The organism is Pseudomonas sp. ATCC 43928 (assembly GCF_005938665.2).
GTDB lineage: Bacteria > Pseudomonadota > Gammaproteobacteria > Pseudomonadales > Pseudomonadaceae > Aquipseudomonas.
Genome location: NZ_CP041753.1, coordinates 18,852 through 41,331, shown reverse-complemented (window position 1 = coordinate 41,331; position 22,480 = coordinate 18,852). Strand labels below are relative to the sequence as shown.

22 protein-coding genes and 1 pseudogene are annotated in these 22,480 nt (G+C 60.7%); 5 read left to right on the top strand and 18 right to left on the bottom strand.

Annotated elements, in window-relative coordinates; genetic code table 11:
- Position 1: 1 nt before the first annotated feature.
- The 5 genes from recG to exbB all read right to left on the bottom strand — a co-directional run bounded on the left by recG (position 2) and on the right by exbB (position 5,333).
- Complete coding sequence (gene recG, locus FFH90_RS00220) at positions 2–2,077, bottom strand: ATP-dependent DNA helicase RecG (protein WP_019650087.1); 2,076 nt, start codon at positions 2,075–2,077, stop codon at positions 2–4.
- Between the two features lie 9 nt (positions 2,078–2,086).
- Entirely contained in the window at positions 2,087–3,016 is a 930-nt protein-coding gene (locus FFH90_RS00215; protein ID WP_008007618.1) for a hydrogen peroxide-inducible genes activator, read from the bottom strand.
- 188 nt (positions 3,017–3,204) lie between these two features.
- A complete protein-coding gene (locus FFH90_RS00210; RefSeq protein ID WP_018927476.1) occupies positions 3,205–3,951 on the bottom strand; it encodes an energy transducer TonB in 747 nt (248 codons plus the stop codon).
- Positions 3,948–4,376 (bottom strand): TonB system transport protein ExbD, encoded by a 429-nt coding sequence (gene exbD / locus FFH90_RS00205; RefSeq protein WP_007934588.1) that lies wholly within the window; start codon positions 4,374–4,376, stop codon positions 3,948–3,950. Before exbD ends, FFH90_RS00210 begins: the two co-directional genes overlap by 4 nt.
- 6 nt (positions 4,377–4,382) lie before the next feature.
- Positions 4,383–5,333 carry a tonB-system energizer ExbB gene (gene exbB / locus FFH90_RS00200; RefSeq protein WP_064621107.1) on the bottom strand — a complete coding sequence of 317 codons (951 nt, stop codon included), beginning with the start codon at positions 5,331–5,333 and terminating at the stop codon, positions 4,383–4,385.
- A 189-nt stretch (positions 5,334–5,522) separates the two neighbouring features.
- On the opposite strand from exbB, the gene FFH90_RS00195 reads away from it, so the two are divergent.
- Positions 5,523–6,380, top strand: coding sequence for an SDR family oxidoreductase (locus FFH90_RS00195; protein WP_138866511.1), 858 nt, complete (start codon positions 5,523–5,525; stop codon positions 6,378–6,380).
- Positions 6,381–6,520: 140 nt separating this feature from the next.
- On the opposite strand, the gene FFH90_RS00185 is transcribed toward FFH90_RS00195, so the two are convergent.
- From FFH90_RS00185 to FFH90_RS00160, 6 genes are all read right to left on the bottom strand, one after another.
- Positions 6,521–7,261, bottom strand: a complete 741-nt coding sequence (locus FFH90_RS00185) for a hypothetical protein (RefSeq protein WP_138866510.1) — start codon at positions 7,259–7,261, stop codon at positions 6,521–6,523.
- A gap of 69 nt (positions 7,262–7,330) precedes the next feature.
- Positions 7,331–7,711: a RidA family protein gene (locus FFH90_RS00180; protein WP_003177257.1), complete on the bottom strand. Its 381-nt coding sequence runs from the start codon at positions 7,709–7,711 to the stop codon at positions 7,331–7,333.
- Between the two features lie 24 nt (positions 7,712–7,735).
- Complete coding sequence (spoT, locus tag FFH90_RS00175) at positions 7,736–9,841, bottom strand: bifunctional GTP diphosphokinase/guanosine-3',5'-bis pyrophosphate 3'-pyrophosphohydrolase (RefSeq protein ID WP_007934594.1); 2,106 nt, start codon at positions 9,839–9,841, stop codon at positions 7,736–7,738.
- A gap of 56 nt (positions 9,842–9,897) precedes the next feature.
- On the bottom strand, positions 9,898–10,161 hold the full coding sequence (gene rpoZ, locus FFH90_RS00170) for a DNA-directed RNA polymerase subunit omega (RefSeq protein ID WP_003177259.1): 264 nt from the start codon (positions 10,159–10,161) through the stop codon (positions 9,898–9,900).
- Positions 10,162–10,328: 167 nt separating this feature from the next.
- Positions 10,329–10,949, bottom strand: coding sequence for a guanylate kinase (gene gmk / locus FFH90_RS00165; RefSeq protein WP_018927481.1), 621 nt, complete (start codon positions 10,947–10,949; stop codon positions 10,329–10,331).
- A 12-nt stretch (positions 10,950–10,961) separates the two neighbouring features.
- Positions 10,962–11,825: a YicC/YloC family endoribonuclease gene (locus FFH90_RS00160; RefSeq protein ID WP_018927482.1), complete on the bottom strand. Its 864-nt coding sequence runs from the start codon at positions 11,823–11,825 to the stop codon at positions 10,962–10,964.
- A 268-nt stretch (positions 11,826–12,093) separates the two neighbouring features.
- On the opposite strand from FFH90_RS00160, the gene rph reads away from it, so the two are divergent.
- Positions 12,094–12,816 (top strand): ribonuclease PH, encoded by a 723-nt coding sequence (rph, locus tag FFH90_RS00155; RefSeq protein WP_007934600.1) that lies wholly within the window; start codon positions 12,094–12,096, stop codon positions 12,814–12,816.
- A gap of 30 nt (positions 12,817–12,846) precedes the next feature.
- Entirely contained in the window at positions 12,847–13,215 is a 369-nt protein-coding gene (locus FFH90_RS00150) for a DUF4870 domain-containing protein (protein ID WP_018927483.1), read from the top strand.
- A 91-nt stretch (positions 13,216–13,306) separates the two neighbouring features.
- Here FFH90_RS00150 and FFH90_RS00145 read toward each other — a convergent pair whose 3' ends face one another.
- A complete protein-coding gene (locus tag FFH90_RS00145; protein ID WP_007934608.1) occupies positions 13,307–14,086 on the bottom strand; it encodes an exodeoxyribonuclease III in 780 nt (259 codons plus the stop codon).
- A gap of 82 nt (positions 14,087–14,168) precedes the next feature.
- Between FFH90_RS00145 and pyrE the strand changes: the two genes are divergently transcribed.
- Positions 14,169–14,813 (top strand): orotate phosphoribosyltransferase, encoded by a 645-nt coding sequence (gene pyrE / locus FFH90_RS00140; protein WP_018927484.1) that lies wholly within the window; start codon positions 14,169–14,171, stop codon positions 14,811–14,813.
- A 91-nt stretch (positions 14,814–14,904) separates the two neighbouring features.
- Here the strand turns inward: pyrE and FFH90_RS00135 are convergent, their stop codons facing one another.
- The 5 genes and pseudogenes from FFH90_RS00135 to coaBC form a co-directional block, all read right to left on the bottom strand.
- Positions 14,905–15,165, bottom strand: coding sequence for a hypothetical protein (locus tag FFH90_RS00135; RefSeq protein WP_138866509.1), 261 nt, complete (start codon positions 15,163–15,165; stop codon positions 14,905–14,907).
- 196 nt (positions 15,166–15,361) lie between these two features.
- Positions 15,362–16,267: an acetylglutamate kinase gene (argB, locus tag FFH90_RS00130; RefSeq protein ID WP_018927486.1), complete on the bottom strand. Its 906-nt coding sequence runs from the start codon at positions 16,265–16,267 to the stop codon at positions 15,362–15,364.
- 25 nt (positions 16,268–16,292) lie between these two features.
- A pseudogene (locus tag FFH90_RS00125) lies at positions 16,293–17,669 on the bottom strand (phosphomannomutase/phosphoglucomutase); the annotation flags it as partial.
- A gap of 342 nt (positions 17,670–18,011) precedes the next feature.
- Positions 18,012–18,467, bottom strand: a complete 456-nt coding sequence (gene dut, locus FFH90_RS00115; protein WP_018927488.1) for a dUTP diphosphatase — start codon at positions 18,465–18,467, stop codon at positions 18,012–18,014.
- 5 nt (positions 18,468–18,472) lie between these two features.
- Positions 18,473–19,681, bottom strand: a complete 1,209-nt coding sequence (gene coaBC, locus FFH90_RS00110) for a bifunctional phosphopantothenoylcysteine decarboxylase/phosphopantothenate--cysteine ligase CoaBC (protein WP_019650096.1) — start codon at positions 19,679–19,681, stop codon at positions 18,473–18,475.
- Between the two features lie 135 nt (positions 19,682–19,816).
- Here coaBC and radC point away from each other — a divergent pair, with 135 nt between their 5' ends.
- Entirely contained in the window at positions 19,817–20,491 is a 675-nt protein-coding gene (radC, locus tag FFH90_RS00105; protein ID WP_086944350.1) for a DNA repair protein RadC, read from the top strand.
- A gap of 64 nt (positions 20,492–20,555) precedes the next feature.
- Here radC and FFH90_RS00100 read toward each other — a convergent pair whose 3' ends face one another.
- Positions 20,556–22,142: an ABC transporter substrate-binding protein gene (locus FFH90_RS00100; protein ID WP_018927491.1), complete on the bottom strand. Its 1,587-nt coding sequence runs from the start codon at positions 22,140–22,142 to the stop codon at positions 20,556–20,558.
- Between the last annotated feature and the right edge of the window lie 338 nt (positions 22,143–22,480).

The window sequence follows — 22,480 nt, the reverse complement described above, 5'->3', positions numbered from 1 at the left end:
CTCACACTTGGCCGTATTGCTGCCCATGGCGTAGCCAGCGGTCGAGCAGCGGGCTGACGTGATCCGGCCAGCGTTCGAGCAAGGCCTGGGCGGCGTCGCGCACGGCTGGCAGTAAATCGGCGTCGCGCATCAGGTCTGCGACCTTGAATTGCAGCAGGCCGGTCTGGCGTGTGCCGAGCATTTCGCCGGGGCCGCGCAGTTCGAGGTCTTTTTCGGCGATGACAAAACCGTCGTTGGTTTCGCGCATGATGCCCAGCCGCTGACGGCCGATCTGCGACAGCGGTGGATGGTAGAGCAGCACGCAATGGCTGACGGCGCTGCCCCGGCCGACGCGGCCACGCAACTGGTGCAATTGTGCGAGGCCAAGGCGTTCGGGGTTTTCGATGATCATCAGGCTGGCGTTGGGCACGTCCACGCCAACTTCGATCACGGTGGTGGCGACCAGCAGTTGCAGGTTGCCGGCCTTGAATTCGGCCATGACGGCAGCTTTTTCGGCGGGCTTCATGCGGCCGTGGATCAGGCCGACCTTCAACTCGCCGAGGGCGGCGGTGAGGTCTTCGTGTGTGGTTTCGGCGGCCTGGCAGGTCAGCTCTTCCGACTCTTCGATCAGCGTGCACACCCAATAGGCCTGACGGCCCTCGGCACAAGCGCCGCGCACCCGTTCGATCACTTCGACGCGCCGGGTGTCGGTGACCAGCACCGTATTCACCGGGGTGCGGCCGGGGGGCAATTCGTCGAGGATCGAGGTGTCGAGGTCGGCGTAGGCGCTCATGGCCAGCGTCCGCGGGATCGGCGTGGCGGTCATGATCAGCTGGTGCGGACACATCCGCCCGCCGACGCCTTTCTGCCGCAATGCCAGGCGCTGCTGCACGCCGAAGCGGTGCTGTTCGTCGATGATCGCCAGCGCCAGGTTCTTGAATTGCACTTCGTCCTGGAACAGCGCGTGGGTGCCGACCACCATCGGTGCGCCGCCCGCGATCTGCTCCAGCGCGGCCACGCGGTTTTTGCCCTTGAGCTTGCCCGCCAGCCACGCAACTTCGATGCCCAGCGGTTCGAGCCAGCGCTTGAAGGTGATGAAGTGCTGCTCGGCGAGGATTTCGGTGGGCGCCATCAGTGCGACCTGATAACCCGCTTCCAGCGCCTGAAGCGCGGCGAGGGCGGCAACCACGGTTTTGCCCGCGCCAACGTCGCCCTGAATCAGCCGCAGCATCGGTTCGTGCTGGCTGAGGTCGTAAGCGATTTCGTTGCCGACCCGTTGCTGGGCGCCGGTCGGGGTGAAGCCGAGGTTGGCCAGATACTGTGCTGGCAGCTTGGTGGCTTTGGGCATGGCCGGCGCGCGCAGGGCACGCATGCTTTCGCGCAGGCGTTGCTGGGACAGTTGATGGGTCAGCAGCTCTTCAAAGGCCAAGCGGTGCTGGGCCCAGTGATGACCGAGGGCGAGCTCATCGACGTCAGCATCGGCGGGCGGGTGATGCAGGTAGCGGATCGCATCGGCCAGCGGCGCCAGTTGATAATCCCGGGCCAGTTCGGTCGGCAGCCAGTCGGGCAGGCTGCTGGGGCCGAGCAGGGTCAGGGTTTGCATGCATAACTGGCGCAAACGCTGCTGGGTCAGGCCTTCGGTGAGCGGGTAGACCGGGGTCAGGGTTTCATCCACTGGCGGCGGTTCGTCACCGGTGATGGCGCGGTATTCCGGGTGGTAGATTTCCAGCCCCGAGGCGCCGGGCCGGGCTTCGCCGTAGCAGCGAATCCGCGTGCCGCGTTTGAGGCCTTCTTTCTGGGCGTTGCTGAAATGATAGAAGCGCAGGCTGAGCCCGCCGGTGCCGTCCTGCAGACGGACAACCAGGCTACGGCGCCGGCCCATGACCACGTCGGCGCCGCTGACGGTGCCTTCGATCACTGCATCTTGCCCGGGTCGCAAATGGCCGATCGGGACCACGCGAGTGCGGTCCTGATAGCGCAACGGCAGGTGGAACAGCACGTCCTGGAGATTCTCCAGACCGACCTTGGCCAGTTTCTCGGCCATGGCTTCGCCGACACCCTTGAGTGCCGTCACCGACACTTGCGACAACTCGGTCATGACAGCGACTTAACCGGCCACCACCGGCGCAGGCGGCTTGGCCACCGAGCACAGGCGAATGGAGTCGGCGAGGATTTCAATCGCCTTGGGTCGCGGGAAGCTCGCGCGCCAGGCGATGGCTACGGTGCGGAACGGCACCGGCGCACTCAATGGACGCACTTCGATCACGCCGGGGGCGTAGTGGTGGCTGTCCACCGCCGACAGCGGCAGGATCGAAATGCCCAGGCCAGAGGCGACCATGTGGCGGATGGTTTCCAGCGAGCTGGATTCCACCGTGGTGTGCTTGGCGCCGTCGTTGCCTTTGGCCAGGGTCGGGCAGGCTTCCAGCACTTGATCGCGGAAGCAGTGGCCTTCGCCGAGCAGCAGCAGGCTCTTGTCGTTGAGCAGGGCGGCGTCGATGGATTCTTTTTGCGTCCACGGATGCTGGGCCGGCATCAGGACGTAGAACGGCTCGTCGTAGAGCTGCAACGTCAGTACATCGGCTTCGTTGAACGGCAGGGCGATGATGATCGCGTCGAGCTCGCCGTTGCGCAGTTTGTCGCGCAGCACGTGGGTGAAGTTTTCTTCGATGTACAACGGCATCTGCGGGGCGACCCGGTGCAGTTGTGGAATCAGGTGCGGGAACAGGTACGGGCCGACGGTGTAGATCGCGCCAACTTTCAGCGGTGCAGTCAGCTGGTTCTTGCCGGCCTGGGCCAGTTCGCGGATGCCTTGGGCCTGCTCCAGGACTTTTTGTGCCTGGGCGACAATGCCTTCACCGACCGGGGTCAGGCGCACGGCGCTCTTGCTGCGCTCGAAAATCAGCACACCGAGTTCGTCTTCAAGCTTTTTCACGCCCACCGACAGGGTCGGCTGGCTGACGTGGCAACGCTCGGCCGCGTGACCGAAGTGCTGCTCTTGGGCGAGGGTAACGATGTAGCGTAATTCTGTGAGAGTCATAGCAAGCGTCCATGAAGTTGCGGGCCAAGCATACCGGCTGCAATCGATAGACGCACGTTATCAGACTGAGTGTGCTAAGTGACACTGGGCAATGCAGGTTTGCCGTTTCCAGATATGCAAAAAGGCACCTTTCGGTGCCTTTTATAGGTTTTGTAACCGCCGAAGAACCTGTGGGAGCGGCGGTGTTTTTAGCGTCGGCGTTCCAGCGAGTAAACAAACGGTGCAACGATTTCGATGGTGCCGTTGTTCAGCATGTCGGCCGGTGGCTTGGGCAGCGGTTGGGCGCGGCGGATCATTTCCAGGGTAGCCCGGTCCAGATCGGCGTTGCCGGAGCGGCCCACCAGTTCGAACGACAGCACGTTACCTTCGGCATCCACCACAAAGCGCAGACGGTTCAAACCTTCCTTGCCGCGTTGCTGTGCGCTGGCCGGGTACTTTTTGTACTTGGCCAGGTGCGCGAGCAGGGTGCCTTGCCAACTGGCCTTGGCGGCTTGTTGCGCGGGCGATGGACCGGGAGCCGGCTGAGCGGACTTCTCCGTCGGCGCCTGGGTTGGCTGCGTGTCGCTAGGCTTCTCCTCGGAAGGTTTTTCCTTCGGTGGCTCCGGCTTTTTCTCCACAGGCTTGGGCGGTTGCGGCTTCGGCTTGGGTTTGACCGGCTTGGGCACGGCAATCTCGGCCTTCGGCGCTTCAGCGAGTTTTGGAATCGGCAGTTCTTCCACCGGTGCCGGTGGCTGTGGCGGCGTGATCACCTTCGGCGGTGCGGGCGGTGGCGGGGCCGGCATCGGCGCTAGCTCGACCATCATCGCTTGCGGCGGCAGCTCGATCGGCGGGCGCGAGGTCCAGTTCAGCGCGAGCGCAATGGCCAGCGCATGGACGCCCAGCACCACGGCCAGGCTACCGCTGTAACGCGTCAGCTTTTGGCGCGTGTTGATCATTTTTTGGCTGCCGTCTCGAGTCCGACCAGGCCGACCTTCAGGTAACCGGCGGCGCGTAGGGCGTCCATCACGCTCATCAGGTCGCCGTAGTCCACGCCTTTGTCGGCCTGGAAGAAGATCGTCGTGTCTTTCTTGCCCTGGGTCTTGGCGTCGAGTGTGGCGCCGAGGGCTTCGGTCTTCACTTCGTCTTCGCCGAGGAACAGGCGCTGGTCAGCTTTGACGCTGAGGAACACCGGTTTCTCTGGCCGCGGCGCCGGTTTGGCGGTGGAGGCGGGCAGGTCGACCTTGATGTCCACGGTGGCCAGCGGCGCCGCCACCATGAAGATGATCAACAGCACCAGCATTACGTCGATGAACGGCGTGACGTTGATTTCGTGGTTCTCGGCCAGATCGTCGTCTGCGCCTTCTTTCAAATGCAGGCCCATGGCCGATTACCCCACTTTCACCATGTGCGGTTGCGAGCTGCGCTCGGGCGGCTGGTGGTCGAGGTCGCGGCTGACCAGCAGCAGGACTTCCGCCGAGGCGTCGGACACTTGTGCCTTGTAACCGGCAATGGAGCGGGCGAAGACGTTGTAGATGACCACCGCAGGAATCGCTGCAACCAGACCCAGCGCGGTCGCCAGCAGGGCTTCGGCGATGCCGGGGGCCACGACGGCGAGGTTGGTGGTCTGGGTTTTGGCGATGCCGATGAAGCTGTTCATGATGCCCCATACGGTACCGAACAGGCCGACGAACGGCGCGGTGGAACCGATGGTGGCCAGCACGCCGGTGCCGCTGCTCATGTTGCGACCGCAGGCGGCAACCAGGCGCTCGAGGCGAAAGCTCACGCGTTCCTTGATGCCTTCCTTCTCGCGGCTGTTGGCCGACAGGCGCATTTCTTCCAGCGCGTCATGGACCAGCAGATTGGCGAGGGTGCCTTCCTTGGCCGCCGTGGTGCTGGCTTCCTTAAGGGTGGCGGCTTTTTTCAGATGAGCGATTTCAGCGCGCAGACGACGCTTGGCGCCCATCAGCTCGAAGCCCTTGGCGATCCAGATGGTCCAGGTGATGATCGAGGCGATGGCCAGGCCGATCATCACGATTTTCACGATAATATCGGCGTTCTTGTACATGCCCCATGGCGACAGGTCGTGGGCCATGCCCAGGGAGTTGTCGGCTTCGAGAGCTTGCGGCATGTCCGCGGCGTCTACGGCCTGGACCGGATCGGTCGCGACAGGTGCGGTTTGAACGGCTGGTGTTTGAGTGGCCGCAGGCTGTGTGGCCGGCGCTTGCGCATCGGCGAATGCGGCGGTCGGCGCCAGCATCAGGCTGAGCAGCAGGGCGGCTACCGCGCTCCAGGCGCGAGGTCGTTTGGTTGGCGAAGCGGAGAGTTGATTGCGTGTCATGCTGGCCGGACCTGAGAGGAAAAGACGGTAAGTGTTCTTCCAGGCCTCGTAAGGCCGAGAACAAAAGTGGCTGGCATTATTGCAATTAATTCTTGTTAACAAAAGTAATAGCGTCTCTTTTTTTCTTCCATTGCTAGCTGCTTATCCATTTCGGGCGCTAGTCTGTACCTTTCTTGAGGGAGTCTTCTGATGTCCGCGCCTTCTGTTTTGATCGCCGGCTGCGGTGATGTCGGCAGCCGTCTGGCTACGCAATTGCTGGCAGGGCACTGGCAGGTTTATGGCCTGCGCCGCAATGTGTCGCGCTTGCCGGCCGGAGTGGTTGGTGTTGCGGGTGACCTGTTCAGCGCGCAATGCCCGGCTGACTGGCCGACCACGCCACTGGACTATCTGGTGTACAGCGCCGCTGCCACCGACCACGACGAGGCGGGCTATCGCGCCGCCTATGTCGAAGGCTTGCAGCATGTGCTGGGGTGGTTGAAACAACATGGCCAGCAGCCAAAGCGCATTCTGTTTGTCTCCAGCAGCAGTGTTTACGGTCAGCAGGACGGTGAGTGGGTCGATGAAACCTCGCCGACGGTGGCGGGCGGTTATTCGGGGCGTTTGATGCTGGAAGCCGAGCAAGTGGCGCGTGATAGCGGCATCCCGGCCAGCATCGTGCGTCTGACCGGTATTTATGGTCCGGGTCGAGAGTGGCTACTGACTCAGGTTCGTCGCGGTTATCGCGTGGCGATCGATCCCCCGCTGTACGCCAATCGCATTCACGTCGACGACGCGGCGGGGTTGCTGGCGTTCCTGCTTGAGGCGGATCGGCGTGAAGTGGCGCTGGATGATGCTTATATAGGTGTCGATGATGCGCCTGCGCCAATGGCAGAGGTGGTGGGCTGGTTGCGTGAGTATCTGGGCGTGACCGAATGGGCCGATGATGCCAGTGTGCGTCGTGCCGGCAGCAAGCGCTGCAGCAATGCTCGGGCGAAGGCGTTGGGCTGGGCGCCGAAGTATTCGAGTTTCCGCGAGGGCTATGCCGCGATTCTTGAAGGCCGCTGCTGACTTCCAGTCACCTCAAACCCAATGTGGGAGCAGGCTTGCTCGCGAAGGGGACATAACATTCAACATCATCGTTGATTGTTACACCGCTTTCGCGAGCAAGCCCGCTCCCACATGGGTTCTGCGTTGGCCTCAGGGCCGGCTTACTGCTTTTCGAGCAACCACTTGCGATCACCCGGTGTGAACGAAGGCATCTCGTCCGCCAGTGCAGTGTTCACCGTCTGGAAAATCTCCAGTTCTTTGCCCTTGCGCGCAAAGATCCAGGTATTGCCCTGGCCATTCAACTGCAGCCAGATGTTGTCGTTGCCGCCGCTCATCGACGCGCAATCGCCCGCCAGGCACAGGGCATAGCGATCTGCACCGGGCAGACCGGCGACCTGACCGTCTGCCTGGAACTGGACGGTGCTGCCTTCGCCCGGGCCGCTGAGGATTTTCCAGCTGCCGCCCATGTAAGCCGAATACAGCGCGCGCTCGAAACTGGCGCCAATAGGCGCTCCTTCCGGAACCTGGACCGATGCACGGTCGAAGACTTGCTCGGGCTCGTTGTCGTTGGCAGCCTGGTTCAGTCGCTTGCCATCACGCTTCAGCTCGCTGGCGGAGCTGCCATAAAAGTCGACATTCCAGGCGCCGGACTTTTCGCCCAGCAGCTTGCCTTCGACGTTTTCAAAACCATTGGTGTAGCGGGCCTGACCGGCTCTGGTGTTGACGTTCCATTCCAGATTCGGGCCATAGGCCTGGAGCGCTTCGCGCAGGGGGCCGCCTTTGGATGCGGCATCGATCGCCACCTGGTTGATCCAGGTGCCGCTGATATCACGGTCGGCAGGGGTGCTGGCACATCCGCCCAAGAGTAGGGCGACCAGCGAGAGAGCTAGCGCGTGGCGCATGGTGGAATCCTTTCAGAACCCTTTGTACAAGATCAGTCGGCGCAGCCTCGCAAGGCTGCGCCAGACACATTACTCGATGACCAGAATGGCATCCATTTCAACCTGCGAACCCTTTGGCAGGGCTGCAACGCCGATGGCGGCGCGGGCTGGGTAAGGCTGGTCGAAGTACTTGCCCATGATCTCGTTGACCTTGGCGAAGTGGCTCAGGTCGGTGAGGAAAATGTTCAGTTTGACGATGTCTTTAAACGAACCACCGGCGGCTTCAGCCACGGCTTTGAGGTTCTCGAATACCTGGACGGTCTGGGCTTCGAAGCCTTCGACCAGTTCCATGGTTTTTGGGTCCAGAGGAATCTGACCCGACATGTACACGGTGTTGCCAGCCTTGATCGCCTGGGAGTAAGTACCGATGGCGGCCGGGGCCTTGTCGCTGTTGATAACGGTCTTGGTCATGTATGACTCCTTGTGAAGGGTGGGCTACGCGCGCATGCGGGTGATGCGGATGACCCCGGTCAGGGCGCGCAGTTTCTTGATCACGCGGGCCAGGTGCACGCGGTCGTGCACGCTGACCACCAGTTGGACCACGCTGATACGACCGTCGCGTTCGTCCATGCTGATTTTTTCGATATTGCCGTCGGCCGCGTTGACGCTGCTGGCCAGCAGGGCGATCAGGCCGCGCTGGTGTTCCAGTTCGACGCGCAGCTCGACGTTGAATTCGCCGGTGACATCCTTGGCCCACGAGAGCTGGATGCATTTTTCCGGGTTGTGGCGGATTTCGCTGATGTTGCGGCAGTTGTCCAGGTGCACCACCATCCCTTTGCCGGCGGACAGATGGCCAACGATCGGGTCGCCAGGGATCGGCGTGCAGCACTTGGCGTAACTGAGCACCAGGCCTTCGGTGCCGCGAATGGCCAGCGGACCTTCCGGGCTTGGCAGCTGTTCGCCTTCGCCGAGCAGGCGGCGGGCGACCACGTAAGCCATGCGATTGCCCAGGCCGATGTCTTCGAGCAGGTCTTCGATCAGTTCGAGGCGATATTCGTGGAGCATCAACTGCACACGCTCGGCCGGGACTTTTTCCAGCGAGCTGTCGAAACCGTTGAGCACCTTGTTCAGCAGGCGTTCGCCGAGGCTGATGGATTCGGAGCGGCGTTGCAGCTTAAGCGCATGGCGGATGTGGGTCCGCGCCTTGCCGGTGACCACGAAGTTGAGCCATGCCGGGTTCGGCCGTGCGCCGGGGGCGCTGACGATCTCGACCGTGGAGCCGCTTTGCAGCGGTTCGGACAGCGGCGCGAGACGACGGTTGATCCGGCAGGCAATGCAGCTGTTGCCCACGTCGGTGTGTACCGCGTAAGCGAAGTCGACCGCCGTGGAGCCTTTTGGAAGCTCCATGATCCGGCCCTTGGGCGTGAACACGTAGACCTCGTCCGGGAACAGGTCGATCTTCACGCTCTCGATGAATTCCAGCGAGTTGCCGGCCCGTTGCTGCATCTCCAGCACGCCTTTGACCCACTGGCGGGCGCGGGCATGAGTGCCTTTGGGCTGTTCGTCGCCGCTGGATTTGTACAGCCAATGGGCGGCGATGCCATTGTTGGCCATCTCTTCCATTTCACGGGTGCGGATCTGGATCTCGATCGGTACACCGTGCATGCCGAACAGCGTGGTGTGCAGCGACTGGTAGCCGTTGGCCTTGGGGATCGCGATGTAATCCTTGAAGCGCCCCGGCAACGGTTTGTACAAATTATGCACAGCACCCAGCACGCGGTAGCAGGTATCGACCTTGTCGACGATGATCCGGAACGCGTAGACGTCCATGATCTCGTTGAAGGCCCGACGCTTGCCGCGCATTTTTTTGTAGATGCCATAGAGGTGTTTCTGACGACCGCTGACCTCACCCTGGATGCCGTCGATGGCCAGGCAGTGGCTGAGGGACTCTTCGATCTTGTTGACGATTTCCTTGCGGTTGCCCCGGGCGCGTTTGACCGCCTGGTTGATCCGCGCGGAACGCATCGGGTGCATGGCCTTGAAGCCGAGGTCTTCGAATTCTATGCGGATGGCGTGCATGCCCAGCCGGTTGGCGATGGGCGCATAGATTTCCAGGGTTTCCTTGGCGATCCGCCGGCGTTTTTCGCCGGACAGCACTTCCAGGGTACGCATGTTGTGCAGGCGGTCGGCCAGCTTTACCAGGATCACGCGAATGTCGCGCGCCATGGCCATGGCCATTTTCTGGAAGTTTTCGGCCTGGGCTTCGGCTTTGGTCTCGAAGTTCATCTGGGTCAGTTTGCTGACCCCGTCGACCAGTTCGGCCACGGTTTCGCCGAACTGCGCTTGCAGTGCTTCCTTGGCAATACCGGTGTCTTCGATCACGTCATGCAGCATTGCAGCCATCAAGCTTTGATGGTCCATGTGCATGTCGGCTAGAATATTCGCCACCGCAAGAGGATGCGTGACGTACGCCTCACCGCTGCGGCGGCGTTGACCGTCGTGGGCTTGTTCGGCGTAGAAGTACGCTCGGCGGACCAGGTTGACCTGGTCCTTGCCGAGGTAGGTCGATAAGCGATCGGCGAGGGCGTCTATGCTCGGCATGATAATTCCTGCCGTTTGCTATGACCCCGCGCCGTGCTACGTCGACCAGGCATGGCTTATACTGCCTCGTTGGACTCGTCCTCGAACGCTGCGAACAGCGGTTCGTCTTCGACGATTTCAGCGTTGGCGATGAACTCGTAGCTCATCAGGCCTTCAGCGATTTCACGCAGCGCTACAACTGTAGGCTTGTCGTTTTCCCACTGAACCAGGGGCTCTTTGCCACCAGTGGCCAGTTGACGGGCACGCTTGGTAGAGAGCATGACCAGCTCAAAGCGGTTTTCCACGTGTTCTAGGCAGTCTTCAACGGTTACGCGGGCCATGGTATTCCTCGGAGCGAATGCAATATGCGCGCTGCCCGGTTGGGCGAGCGGACTCAACAGTTTAAAAAATCACCAGCGATTAGGGAAGCGCTGATTTTTTGACCAGGCTCTTCAACGCGCTATAAGCACCAATGTAAAGCCCTTGCAGCGGTTTTGGGAAGAGCTGATTAGCCGAGCAATTCAGCTAATAATTTGCCATGACGCTGCTGCTGACGCTTCTGATGCAGCTGATTGGCGCGGAAAATCGCCTTCAGATCGTCCAGTGCGTGGGCGAAATTGTCGTTGATGATCAGGTAATCGTAGTCGACGTAATGGCTCATCTCGCTGACGGCTTCGCGCATCCGGCCTTCGATGATCTCGTCACTGTCCTGGCCGCGATTGGTCAGGCGTTGGTGCAGGGCCTCCAGGGACGGCGGCAGAATGAAGATCGAACGGGCCTGGGGCATCAACTTGCGCACTTGCTCTGCACCCTGCCAGTCAATTTCCAGAATCAGGTCGTGACCTTCATCCAGGGTCTGCTGCAGGTGGCTTTGCGAAGTGCCATAGAGATTGCCGAACACTTCGGCGCGCTCGAGGAAATCTCCGTGCTCGATCATCTTCACGAACTCGCTGCGTTCGACGAAGTGATAGTTCACGCCGTTCACTTCACCAGGGCGCATGGCGCGGGTGGTGTGGGAGACCGAGACGCGGATCTCCTGATCAGCGTCGGTCAGGGCTTTGACCAGGCTGCTCTTGCCCGCACCCGAAGGTGCGGAAATGATGTACAGGGTGCCGGTACTGTGGGTCATGTCAGGTTTGCCTTACTCAATATTCTGTACTTGTTCGCGCATCTGCTCGATCAACACCTTGAGGTTGACCGCCGCTTGGGTGCTGCGCGGGTCGAAGGCTTTGGAGCCCAGTGTGTTGGCTTCGCGGTTGAGCTCCTGCATCAGGAAATCCAGGCGTCGACCGGCAGCGCCGCCGGATTTGAGCACCCGGCGAACTTCGATGATGTGAGTGCTCAGGCGATCCAGTTCTTCGGCGACGTCGCTCTTTTGCGCGAGCATGACCATTTCCTGCTCCAGGCGCTGCGGGTCGAGGTCGGCCTTCATGTCAGTGAAGCGGTCGAGGACTTTCTGACGCTGCGTGGCGAGCATCTGCGGGACCAGCTCACGCAGGATCACCACATCTTCTTCAATGGACGTCAGGCGTTCGTTGATCAACCGCGCCAGCTCCGCGCCTTCGCGCTCGCGGCCGGCCTTGAGTTCTTTCAGGCCTTGGTTGAACAGCGCCATGGCTTCGGCATTCAGCGCTTGCGGGTCGGCGGCGTCGGCCACCAGCACGCCGGGCCAGGCCAGGACTTCCAGCGGGTTCAGCGCGGCAGGGTTCTTGATCAGGCTGGCGACGGTCTCGGCGGCAGCGACCAATTGCGCGGCGCGCTCGCGGTCCACTTGCAGCGGTTTGCCAGTGCTTTCTTCGGTGAAACGCAGGGTGCATTCGAGCTTGCCCCGGGAAATTCCCTGGCGCAGGGCTTCGCGGACGGCGCCCTCGAGGTCGCGGAAAGATTCCGGCAGGCGCAGATGGGGTTCCAGGTAGCGGCTGTTGACCGAGCGCAGCTCCCAGCTCAGGGTGCCCTGGACGCCGGCTTTCTCGACGCGGGCGAAGGCGGTCATGCTGTGCACCATGGAGGTACCTCGCAATGCAGGTCGGCGCGTAACCCATGGTTCGCGGACCCGCTATCTGTGAATTAAAGCCGACAGGCAGCAAAGGCGCAGGATTGTAGCGCAGTGGGGCGGATGCGCCCAATCACACGCTGTGACAATGGGCTGCAGGCCGTCGGCTACGCTCTATTCAGAGCCTTCAATCGTCGGGTGATTTTTTTAGAAGTGCCCACTCGCGGCCCACGGCTCTATAATGCTCGGCAGTTTTCCGTCCCCCGTACAGGTAATCCCTATGAAACGTCCAAGTGGTCGCGCTGCCGATCAGCTCCGCTCGATCCGCATTACCCGCAACTACACCAAACACGCCGAGGGATCTGTACTGGTCGAGTTCGGTGATACTAAGGTCATCTGCACCGTCAGCGTCGAGAACGGCGTGCCGCGTTTCCTCAAGGGGCAGGGCCAGGGCTGGTTGACCGCTGAATACGGCATGCTGCCGCGCGCCACTGGCGAGCGTAACCAGCGTGAGGCGAGCCGCGGCAAGCAAGGCGGCCGCACTCTGGAAATCCAGCGTCTGATCGGTCGTTCCCTGCGCGCTGCGCTGGACATGTCCAAGCTGGGCGACGTCACCTTGTACGTCGACTGCGACGTGATCCAGGCTGACGGCGGCACCCGCACCGCGTCCATCACCGGCGCCATGGTTGCACTGGTCGATGCCTTGAAAGTGATCAAGAAGCGCGGCGGCCTCAAAGGTGGCGACCCGCTCAAGCAAATGATCGCTGCCGTTTCGGTAGGCATGTATCAGGGCGAACCTGTGCTTGACCTCGACTACCTGGAAGACTCGGCTGCCGAGACTGACCTCAACGTGGTGATGACCAGCACTGGTGGTTTCATCGAAGTCCAGGGCACTGCCGAAGGCGCACCGTTCCAGCCGGAAGAGCTGAACGCGATGCTGGCACTGGCGAAGAAAGGCATGATCGAGATTTTCGAACTGCAGAAGGCTGCACTGGCTGACTGATTGTTTTGATGTCCGGCAAAGGAGAGCGCCATGAGTGATGAACAGCAGTTGCTTCCCACCCCGAGCTCCGAGGCTCGCCAGTGGGCGATGTTTTGTCACCTCTCGGCGTTTCTCGGTGTCTGGTTTCCGTTCGGTCACCTGATCGGGCCGCTGATACTCTGGCAGTGGAAGCGTGAAGCCGACCCGTTCATCGATGCCCAAGGCAAAGAAGCGCTGAACTTTCAGATTACCGTGGCCCTGGTCTCGGGCATCTGTTACGTGCTGATGCTGGTGTTGATCGGTTTTGCGCTGCTGCCGCTGGTCCTGATCGGGGCGATGGTGCTGTGCATCATTGCCGGGCTCAAGGCCAATGACGGGGTGCCTTACCGCTATCCCTTCACCTGGCGGTTGATCAAATAACAGGCAGCAAAAATCCCCACAAAAAGCAAAAGTCAGCACGCACAAAAAAGCCGACAGCAATGTCGGCTTTTTTGCATCTGCGAAAAGACGCTTAGATCGTCAGCGTCCAGTCGTAGTCCACGATCAACGGTGCGTGCTGCGAGAACCGTGGCTGGCGTGGCAGGCGTGCGCTGCGTACGAAGCGGCGCAGGCCAGGGGTCAGCAACTGGTAGTCGAAACGCCAGCCCAGGTTGAGCATCTCGGCCTGTTCGTTGTCCGGCCACCAGCTGTACTGGTCGCCTTCGCGGCTGACTTCCCGCAGGGCGTCGACATAACCCATGTTGCCGACAATCTCGTCCATCCAGGCACGCTCAGGCGCCAGGAAGCCCGGGGATTGCTGGCTGTCGCGCCAGTTCTTGATATCCAGCTTCTGTTGCGCCACGTACAGCGAGCCACAATAAATGTACTCGCGACGTTTGCGTCGCTGTTTATCCAGATAACGGGCGAAGTCGTCCATTAGCTTGAACTTCTGGTTCAAGTCTTCATCGCCATTCTGCCCCGAAGGGAGCAGCAAGGTCGCGATGCTGACCTTGTCGAAATCGGCTTGCAGGTAGCGCCCGTAGCGGTCGGCCGTCTCGAAGCCGAGACCGCTGATGACAGCCTTCGGTTGCAACCGCGAGTACAAAGCCACGCCACCTTGGGCGGGAACTTCGGCTTCGCAGGCATAAAGGAAGTAGCCATCCAGTTGGAAGGCTGGATCGTCCAGTTCAAAGGCGGAGGCGCGGGTGTCCTGCAGGCAGATGACGTCGGCATTCTGTGCTTGCAGCCAACTGAGCAAACCACGCTCGACTGCAGCCTGAATACCATTGACGTTCACACTGATGATCCGCATAAGTGGCCCCAAAAATCGCGTGCGGGTATGATACACGGCGTCTACCTAATTAGCTAAATCCGTGGTATTTGGGGTTTTTTTCATGCAAGCGTATCAACGCGATTTCATTCGTTTTGCCATCGATCGCGGCGTTTTGCGCTTCGGTGAGTTCACCCTGAAGTCCGGGCGCACCAGTCCATACTTCTTCAATGCCGGCCTGTTCAACTCAGGGAAGGCCCTGGCACAGCTGGGCCGTTTCTATGCGGCAGCCATCGTCGAGAGCGGTATTTCCTTCGACGTACTGTTCGGCCCGGCCTACAAAGGCATCCCGTTGGCGGCGGCCACCGCCGTGGCGCTGGCCGAACATCACGACCGTGACCTGCCATGGTGCTTCAATCGCAAGGAAGCCAAGGCCCACGGCGAAGGTGGCAGCCTGGTTGGCGCGCCATTGACTGGCGACGTGCTGATCATCGACGACGTGATCACCGCGGGCACCGCCATCCGTGAAGTGATGCAGATCATCGCTTCCCAGGATGGCGCCAAAGCTGCCGGTGTGCTGATCGCCCTGAACCGTCAGGAGCGTGGCAACGGTGAGTTGTCGGCCATCCAGGAAGTGGAGCGTGACTTCGGCATTCCGGTGATCAGCATCGTTTCGCTGAACCAGGTGCTGGAGTTCCTGGCTGACGATCCGCAGCTCAAGCAACATTTGCCTGCGGTTGAAGCCTACCGCGCCCAGTTCGGCGTGTAATCACGCTCCCACAGGGATTGCAGACAGCAAAAGACCCCGCTCAGCAAGTTGAGCGGGGTCTTTTGTTTATGTATGGCCCAGTCCCCCAGCTTTATTTTTTGCTGGTGCTGCTGAATGTCTCGGCTTTTTTGATCCCGCTGGGTTCATTGGTTTTCTCCGGGTACGGATCAGCCACAGCATCGCCCTGGCCAGTCAGAACTCTCCAGCCATGACGGGTGTGTGCGGTCTTGCGGAGTTGCGGGCAGGGCGGCATCGATGTTTTGCCCTGATTCGAGTATTCGTGACCGCAATCGACACAGGCATAGGTGCCAGGTGAAACATCGCTGCCGTAAGGGACGTAGTCTTTTTGCATGGGTAGACCTCCTGTGGATTCAGAGAAGATCCTATGCAGATTGCTTCCTTCGTGAAGTCGGACGTTTCGCCCAATCAGGTCAGGCATTTCCGGCGCGCATAAAAAAGATCGCAGACTTCGGCAGCACCTACAGGTTTTTCGTACATCCGAAATCCGTAGGTGCTGCCGAAGGCTGCGATCTTTTTAAGGTTTTGAATCAGGGACGCTTGCGATTGCTGATCAGCGTACCCACACCGGTGTCGGTGAAGATTTCCAGCAGAATTGCATTTGGCACCCGACCATCAATGATCAGCGAGCTGCCCACGCCGCCCTGTACCGCTTCCAGTGCGCAACGGATCTTCGGCAGCATGCCGCCGTAGATGGTGCCGTCGGCGATCAGGTCGTCGACTTGCTGGGTGCTCAGGCCGGTCAGGACCTTGCCGCTCTTGTCCATCAGGCCGGCAATGTTGGTCAGCAGCATCAGCTTCTCAGCTTTCAGAGCCTCGGCCACTTTACCGGCCACCAGATCGGCGTTGATGTTGTACGACTCGCCGTTGGCACCGACGCCGATCGGCGCGATCACCGGAATGAAATCGCCTTTGACCAGCAGGTTCAGCAGGTCGGTGTTGATCCCGACCACTTCGCCGACGTGGCCGATGTCGATGATTTCCGGCTGGGTCATCTCAGGGGTCTGGCGGGTGACGGTGAGCTTCTTCGCGCGAATCAGCTCGGCGTCTTTACCGGTCAGGCCGATGGCGCTGCCGCCGTGACGGTTGATCAGGTTGACGATGTCCTTGTTGACCTGGCCGCCGAGGACCATTTCCACCACGTCCATGGTCGCGGCGTCGGTGACGCGCATGCCATCGACAAAGTGGCTCTCGATCGACAGTCGCTTGAGCAGGTCGCCGATTTGCGGGCCGCCGCCGTGAACCACCACCGGGTTGATGCCGACGGCTTTCATCAGCACGATGTCGCGGGCGAAGCCGGTTTTCAGCTCCTCGCTTTCCATCGCGTTGCCGCCGTATTTGATCACCAGCGTCTTGCCGACATAGCGGCGAATGTAAGGCAGCGCTTCGGACAGGACCTTGGCGGTGTTGGCGGCGGCTTCGCGTTCGAGGGTCATTCAGGGCTCCGGGTGCTTCAATAGATCAAAACGGTAGTTGGAGATCAGGTGCAACGCGCTTCAGCTGGACGTGGAATACATCCTTGATGCGCTGCAATTCAGCCTCGTCATCGGCCTCGAAGCGCAGCACCAGCACCGGTGTGGTGTTGGAGGCGCGAACCAGGCCCCAGCCTTTGGCATAGTCGACTCGCACGCCGTCAATGGTGGTCAGGTCGGCGCCTTCACCCCACTGTGCGTCGTGCAGTGCATCAATGATGCTGAATTTGCTCTCTTCGGTCACATGGATATTGATTTCCGGCGTAGAAATATCGTTCGGGAAGGTCGCGAACAACTCTTCCGCGGTGGATTTCTCTTTGCTGAGGATCTCCAGCAGCCGCGCGGCGCTGTAAATGCCGTCGTCGAAACCGAACCAGCGCTCCTTGAAGAAGATGTGCCCGCTCATTTCGCCGGCCAACAGGGCGCCGGATTGTTTCATTTTCTTTTTGATCAGCGAGTGACCTGTTTTCCACATCAGTGGGCGACCGCCATATTCTTTGATCAGCGGGATCAGGCGACGGGTGCATTTGACGTCGAAGATGATTTCCGCGTCGGGGTTGCGTGCTACCACATCCTTGGCGAACAGCATCAGCAGGCGGTCCGGGAACACGACGCTGCCGGTGTTGGTGACCACGCCCACGCGGTCGCCATCGCCGTCGAAGGCCAGGCCCAGGTCGGCGTTGGTTTCCTTGACCTTGGCGATCAGGTCTACCAGGTTTTCCAGCTTGCCCGGGTCCGGGTGATGGTTCGGGAAGTTGCCATCGACATCGCAGAACAGCGGGATGACTTCGCAGTTCAGGGCTTCGATCAGTTGCGGGGCAATCACGCCGGCCGCGCCGTTGCCGCAATCGACCACTACTTTCAGGCGGCGGGCGAGTTTGATGTCCTGGACGATTTCGGTGTTATAGCGGTCGAGGATCTCGACCTTGGTGATGCTGCCCTTGCCGCTGCTCAGGTTGTTGGTCTTGAGTCGGTCGTGCAGGGCCTGGATCTGTTCGTTGGCCAGGGTATCGCCAGCAATGACGATCTTGAAGCCGTTGTAGTTCGACGGGTTGTGGCTGCCGGTGAGCATCACCCCGGATTTGCCGGCCAGTACGTTGGCGGCGTAGTACAGCGCTGGCGTTGGCACCAGGCCGACGTCGCTGACGTGGCAACCGCTGTCGGCCAGGCCCTGAATCAGTTGTTCCACCAGTTCCGGGCCGGACAGGCGACCGTCGCGGCCGACGGACACATTGGGTTCGCCCTGGGCCAGGCTCTGGGAGCCGATGGCGCGACCGAGCCAATAAGCGGTTTCAGCGTTCAAGAATTCCGGGACGGTGCCGCGAATGTCGTAGGCGCGGAAGATGCTGTCGGGGAACTTGGGTGCGACTTGGGCTGGGGTGCTCATCTGTAGGAATGCTCCATCTCGAAAGTGGCTGGACCTGCCGGCGAAGAACTCGTCGGCTGGCTCGGACTGAAGGGTATGACGGCGTTTTCCGCAGAGAGTTCGTGGTGCGAAAAGGCCATGCCACCAATGTCGACGAGTATTGGGTCGATCAATGCCTTGATTTTCAGTGGTAAACCTTCCAGATGACGTCTGTGTGATTTGTGGCGAGGGAACTTGCTCCCGCTTGAGTGCGCGGCACTCACAAAGTCGGCAATTGTTGCCAGAATCATGGGGCCGCTACGCTTTCCAGCGCGAGCAAGCTCACTCGCCACAGGGGGCATATCAGTGGCTGCCGGAATGTCCGAAGCCGCCGGTGCCGCGCTGGGTTTCGACAAACTCTTCGACCATTTCGAAGTGCGCTTGAACCACTGGTACCAGAACAAGTTGTGCGAGGCGTTCGCCAACGACCATGTTGAAATCGGTCTGGCCACGGTTCCAGCACGAGACCATCAGCGGGCCCTGGTAATCGGAGTCGATCAGGCCGACCAGGTTGCCCAGCACGATGCCGTGCTTATGGCCCAGGCCGGAGCGCGGCAGAATCAAGGCCGCCAGGCCCGGATCGCCGATATACACCGACAGGCCGGTAGGGATCAGCAGGGTCTCGCCCGGCTTGATGACAGTGTCTTTTTCCAGCATGGCGCGCAGGTCGAGGCCGGCGGAGCCGGGCGTGGCGTACTGCGGCAGCGGAAATTCGCTGCCGATGCGTGGGTCGAGGATCTTGGCTTGCAAAGCGTGCATGTAAATTAAACCTGGTTCAGACGTTCGGCGATAAAAGTGATCAGCTGGCGGGCAATCTTGCCTTTGCTGGTCTGGGCAAAAATAGTGGCGTGCAGCTCCCGGTCGATCACGCTGCAGGCGTTTTCTTCGCTGTTGAAGCCAATACTCGGGTTGGCGACGTCGTTGGCGACAATCAGATCGAGGTTCTTGTCTTTCAACTTGCGGGCAGCGTAGTCGAGCAGGTGTTCGGTTTCGGCGGCAAAGCCGACACTGAACGGACGGTCGGGACGGGTGGCGATGGTGGCCAGAATGTCTGGGTTGCGCACCATCTGTAGCAACAAGCCGTCGCCGCTTGTAGGGTCTTTCTTGAGTTTCTGTGGGGCCACGACTTCCGGGCGGTAGTCCGCGACCGCCGCCGAGGCGATAAACAGGTCGCAAGGAATCGCGGCTTCACAAGCGGCGAGCATGTCCCGGGCGCTGACCACGTCGATGCGGGTGACGCGATCCGGGGTCGGCAGGTGCACGGGACCTGTGATCAGGGTCACGCGGGCGCCGGCTTCTACCGCGGCTTCGGCCAGGGCAAAGCCCATTTTGCCGGAGCTGTGGTTGGTGATGTAGCGCACCGGGTCGATGTTTTCCTGGGTCGGGCCGGCGGTGATCAGCACGTGTTTGCCGGTCAGCGCCTGGCGCTGGAAGCAGTCTGCCGCGCACTGGGCGAGGTCGGTGGCTTCGAGCATGCGGCCCATGCCGACGTCGCCGCAGGCCTGGCTGCCGGAGGCCGGGCCGAAGACTTTGAAGTCGCGGCTTTCGAGGGTTTGCAGGTTGGCCTGGGTCGCCGGGTCGCGCCACATGGCCTGATTCATCGCCGGCGCCACGGCGACTACCGCGTCGGTGGCCAGCACCAGCGTGGTCAGCAGGTCGTCGGCAATGCCTTGGGCCAGGCGAGCGATCAGGTCCGCAGTGGCAGGGGCGATCAATACCAGGTCGGCCCATTTGGCCAGTTCGATGTGGCCCATGGCGGCTTCGGCCGCCGGGTCCAGCAGGTCCAGGTGGACCGGGTGCCCGGACAGGGCCTGCATGGTCAGCGGGGTAATGAATTCGCTGCCGCCACGGGTCATGACCACGCGCACTTCGGCGCCCTGGTCGATCAGGCGGCGAACCAGCTCGGCGCTCTTGTAGGCAGCAATGCCGCCGCCGACGCCCAGAACGATGCGTTTCCGATACAGCCGCTGCATAGGTCTGCCTTTCATTTCGTTGATGACTGCATGGCGATACCCCCTCCCCAGGGGTGAAATCGCCCGCAAAAAAGATGGGCTACGATATCACAGCGACCGCTACGGAACAGCGGCGCCCACTTACATGGAGGTGTTATGAGCATTCGCGATTGGCCAGCGGCGGAGCGACCGCGGGAGAGGTTACTTGAGTTGGGTTCGGCGAGTCTTTCGGACGCCGAGTTGCTAGCGATTTTTTTACGTACCGGTGTATCGGGTAAAAGTGCAGTAGATCTGGCACGACATCTGCTGAGTCAGTTTGGCAGCCTGCGTTCACTGCTCGAAGCCGATCAAACTGCGTTCAGCAGGCAATTGGGGCTCGGGCCGGCGAAATTCGCTCAGTTGCAAGCGGCACAGGAAATGGGCAGGCGGCATTTAGCCGAACGTGCGCGCCAGAAATCGGCACTGGAAAATCCGCAGGCGGTTCGTGATTACCTGAAGTCGATGCTGCGCCATGAGCCTCACGAGGTATTCGGCTGTCTGTTTCTGGATTCAAAACATCAAGTGCTGACCTTTGAAGTGCTGTTTCGCGGCTCCATCGACAGTACCAGTGTCTATCCAAGACAAGTGGTTAAACGCGCTTTGGCCCACAACGCCGCAGCGTTGATCCTCTGCCACAACCATCCGTCGGGTAACTCCAATCCCAGTCAAGCCGACCGGATGCTGACCAAGCGCCTGCAAGAAGCGCTGGACCTGATCGATGTGCGGGTGCTCGACCATTTCATCGTCGGTGATGGCGATCCGTTGTCCATGGCCGAGTACGGGTGGATGTGAAGAGGAAAGGCTAGATGAGTCACTGTGAGCGAGCCTGCTCCCACGGCTTTTGTGGTGACGCTGATTACTTGAAGTTGACCTTGGAGTAATCCTGCCGGCCAAACGGGCTGACCCGATAACCCTCGACGTCTTTGCGCGTCAGGGCGAAGGCCGTGGGGTGGGCCAGTGGCAGCCACAATGCCTGTTGCTGTATTTGCGCCTGGGCCTGTTCGTAGAGCTTGGTGCGTACACCTTGCTCGCCAGTGGTCTTGCCGGCGCTGATCAGCTTGTCCAGATCCTGGTTGCAGTAACGGGCGAAGTTGGTGCCGGCTTTGATCGCCGCACAGGAAAACTGCGGCGTGAGGAAGTTGTCCGGGTCACCGTTGTCGCCGGCCCAGCCCATGAACAGCAGGTCATGCTCGCCGGCCTTGGCGCGGCGAATCAGTTCGCCCCATTCGATCACGCGGATCTCTGCTTGAATGCCGATTTCCGCCAGGTCGGACTGAAGCAATTGCGCACCGAGGCTCGGGTTGGGGTTCAGCAGGCTGCCGGAAGGACGGGTCCAGATGGTGGTCTGGAAACCGTTCTTGAGTCCGGCCTTGGCCATCAATGCCCGGGCTTTCTCGACATCATGCGGGTAGCCCGGCAAGTTTTTGGCATAGCTCCAGGTGTTGGGCGGATAGGGCCCATTGGCAGGTTCGGCGGTGTCTTCGAATACGGCCTTGAGGTAGTTGGCCTTGTCGAACGCCAGGTTGATTGCCTGGCGCACTTCCGGCTTGTCCAGCGGCGGATGTTGGCTATTGATGCCGACGAATGCGGTCATGAAGGCGTCAGTCTTTTCCACCTTCAGGGTCGGCTCCTGCTTCGCAGCCTGCACGTCCAGCGGTTTCGGCGACAGGGCGATCTGACACTCGTTGCGGCGCAATTTCTGCAAGCGCACGTTGGCGTCCGGGGTGATCGCGAAGATCAACGGGTCCACCGATGGCTTGCCCTGGAAGTAGTCGCGGTTGGCCTTATAGCGAATCGAGGCATCTTTCTGGAAACGCGTGAAGATGAACGGGCCGCTACCGATCGGCTGGCTGTTGAGCTTCTCCGGAGTGCCGGCCTTCATCAGTTGCTCGGCGTACTCGGCCGAATAGATCGAGGCGAAGCCCATGGTCAGGGTCGGCAGGAACGTCGAGTCCGGGTGATCGAGGGTGAAGCGGATGGTGAGCGGGTCCAGGGCGTCGATCTTTTTGATCAGTGTCGGTAACTGCATCGACTGAGCGTGCGGGAAGCCGCTCTGGGCGATTTTGTGCCATGGGTTTGCCGGATCGAGCATGCGGTCGAAACTGAATTTCACGTCTTCGGCGGTCAGGTCGCGCGTCGGGCTGAAATACTCGGTGCGGTGAAATTTCACCTGCGGATGCAACTTGAAGACGTAGGTCAGGCCGTCGGGCGTGACGTCCCAGCTGTCCGCGAGGCTGGCGACCACTTTGCCGCTGGCCGTGTCGAAGTCCACCAGGCGGTTCATCAGCACGTCGGCCGAGGCGTTGGTGGTAGTCAACGAGTTGTATTGCACCACATCGAACCCTTCCGGGCTGGCCTCGGTGCAGACGCTCAGGGCGGCGGCATGGGCCAGGGGGCTCAGTAGAAGCGGTGCGAGCAGCAGCGGTAGGGCAGCGAGGCGCATGGTTGGATTCCTTTACAGATGAAGGCCCATCTGCAAGTGCAGTCTGGAAAAGGCTTACCCTAGTGGGCTCTTTTGCAAATGACTATCCCCTTTTTCATTTTCAGGGGAGTATGGGCGATTGTTTTCGGTGAGTGACGGTTGAGAAAAACCCTGAATTGTCCCGTTGGCCGATTCTCTGCGACGAGCGGTCGCTATCGGGCTTAGCCTTTGCCCAAGGCGCTCGGCGCCCGAAAAAACGGGTTTTTATCAACTCAATTCACACCGGTTGTTGTTGCTCTCTGGTCTTTCTGGTATAAAGCAGCGCTCTTTTCTAGGGGCCCGGTTCCTTCGTTTGTAGG

What these genes read in the sequence shown, in the direction of transcription:
- FFH90_RS00145 (WP_007934608.1), bottom strand. Translation starts at nt 14,086, where the DNA reads ATGCGGATCATCAGTGTGAACGTCAATGGTATTCAGGCTGCAGTCGAG.
- argB (WP_018927486.1), bottom strand. Translation starts at nt 16,267, where the DNA reads ATGACCCTCGAACGCGAAGCCGCCGCCAACACCGCCAAGGTCCTGTCC.
- rph (WP_007934600.1), top strand. Translation starts at nt 12,094, where the DNA reads ATGAAACGTCCAAGTGGTCGCGCTGCCGATCAGCTCCGCTCGATCCGC.
- exbD (WP_007934588.1), bottom strand. Translation starts at nt 4,376, where the DNA reads ATGGGCCTGCATTTGAAAGAAGGCGCAGACGACGATCTGGCCGAGAAC.
- radC (WP_086944350.1), top strand. Translation starts at nt 19,817, where the DNA reads ATGAGCATTCGCGATTGGCCAGCGGCGGAGCGACCGCGGGAGAGGTTA.
- FFH90_RS00210 (WP_018927476.1), bottom strand. Translation starts at nt 3,951, where the DNA reads ATGATCAACACGCGCCAAAAGCTGACGCGTTACAGCGGTAGCCTGGCC.
- FFH90_RS00135 (WP_138866509.1), bottom strand. Translation starts at nt 15,165, where the DNA reads ATGCAAAAAGACTACGTCCCTTACGGCAGCGATGTTTCACCTGGCACC.
- dut (WP_018927488.1), bottom strand. Translation starts at nt 18,467, where the DNA reads ATGCACGCTTTGCAAGCCAAGATCCTCGACCCACGCATCGGCAGCGAA.
- gmk (WP_018927481.1), bottom strand. Translation starts at nt 10,949, where the DNA reads ATGACCCACAGTACCGGCACCCTGTACATCATTTCCGCACCTTCGGGT.
- coaBC (WP_019650096.1), bottom strand. Translation starts at nt 19,681, where the DNA reads ATGCAGCGGCTGTATCGGAAACGCATCGTTCTGGGCGTCGGCGGCGGC.
- FFH90_RS00185 (WP_138866510.1), bottom strand. Translation starts at nt 7,261, where the DNA reads ATGCGCCACGCGCTAGCTCTCTCGCTGGTCGCCCTACTCTTGGGCGGA.
- FFH90_RS00180 (WP_003177257.1), bottom strand. Translation starts at nt 7,711, where the DNA reads ATGACCAAGACCGTTATCAACAGCGACAAGGCCCCGGCCGCCATCGGT.
- spoT (WP_007934594.1), bottom strand. Translation starts at nt 9,841, where the DNA reads ATGCCGAGCATAGACGCCCTCGCCGATCGCTTATCGACCTACCTCGGC.
- FFH90_RS00150 (WP_018927483.1), top strand. Translation starts at nt 12,847, where the DNA reads ATGAGTGATGAACAGCAGTTGCTTCCCACCCCGAGCTCCGAGGCTCGC.
- rpoZ (WP_003177259.1), bottom strand. Translation starts at nt 10,161, where the DNA reads ATGGCCCGCGTAACCGTTGAAGACTGCCTAGAACACGTGGAAAACCGC.
- FFH90_RS00160 (WP_018927482.1), bottom strand. Translation starts at nt 11,825, where the DNA reads ATGGTGCACAGCATGACCGCCTTCGCCCGCGTCGAGAAAGCCGGCGTC.
- pyrE (WP_018927484.1), top strand. Translation starts at nt 14,169, where the DNA reads ATGCAAGCGTATCAACGCGATTTCATTCGTTTTGCCATCGATCGCGGC.
- FFH90_RS00195 (WP_138866511.1), top strand. Translation starts at nt 5,523, where the DNA reads ATGTCCGCGCCTTCTGTTTTGATCGCCGGCTGCGGTGATGTCGGCAGC.
- recG (WP_019650087.1), bottom strand. Translation starts at nt 2,077, where the DNA reads ATGACCGAGTTGTCGCAAGTGTCGGTGACGGCACTCAAGGGTGTCGGC.
- exbB (WP_064621107.1), bottom strand. Translation starts at nt 5,333, where the DNA reads ATGACACGCAATCAACTCTCCGCTTCGCCAACCAAACGACCTCGCGCC.
- FFH90_RS00215 (WP_008007618.1), bottom strand. Translation starts at nt 3,016, where the DNA reads ATGACTCTCACAGAATTACGCTACATCGTTACCCTCGCCCAAGAGCAG.
- FFH90_RS00100 (WP_018927491.1), bottom strand. Translation starts at nt 22,142, where the DNA reads ATGCGCCTCGCTGCCCTACCGCTGCTGCTCGCACCGCTTCTACTGAGC.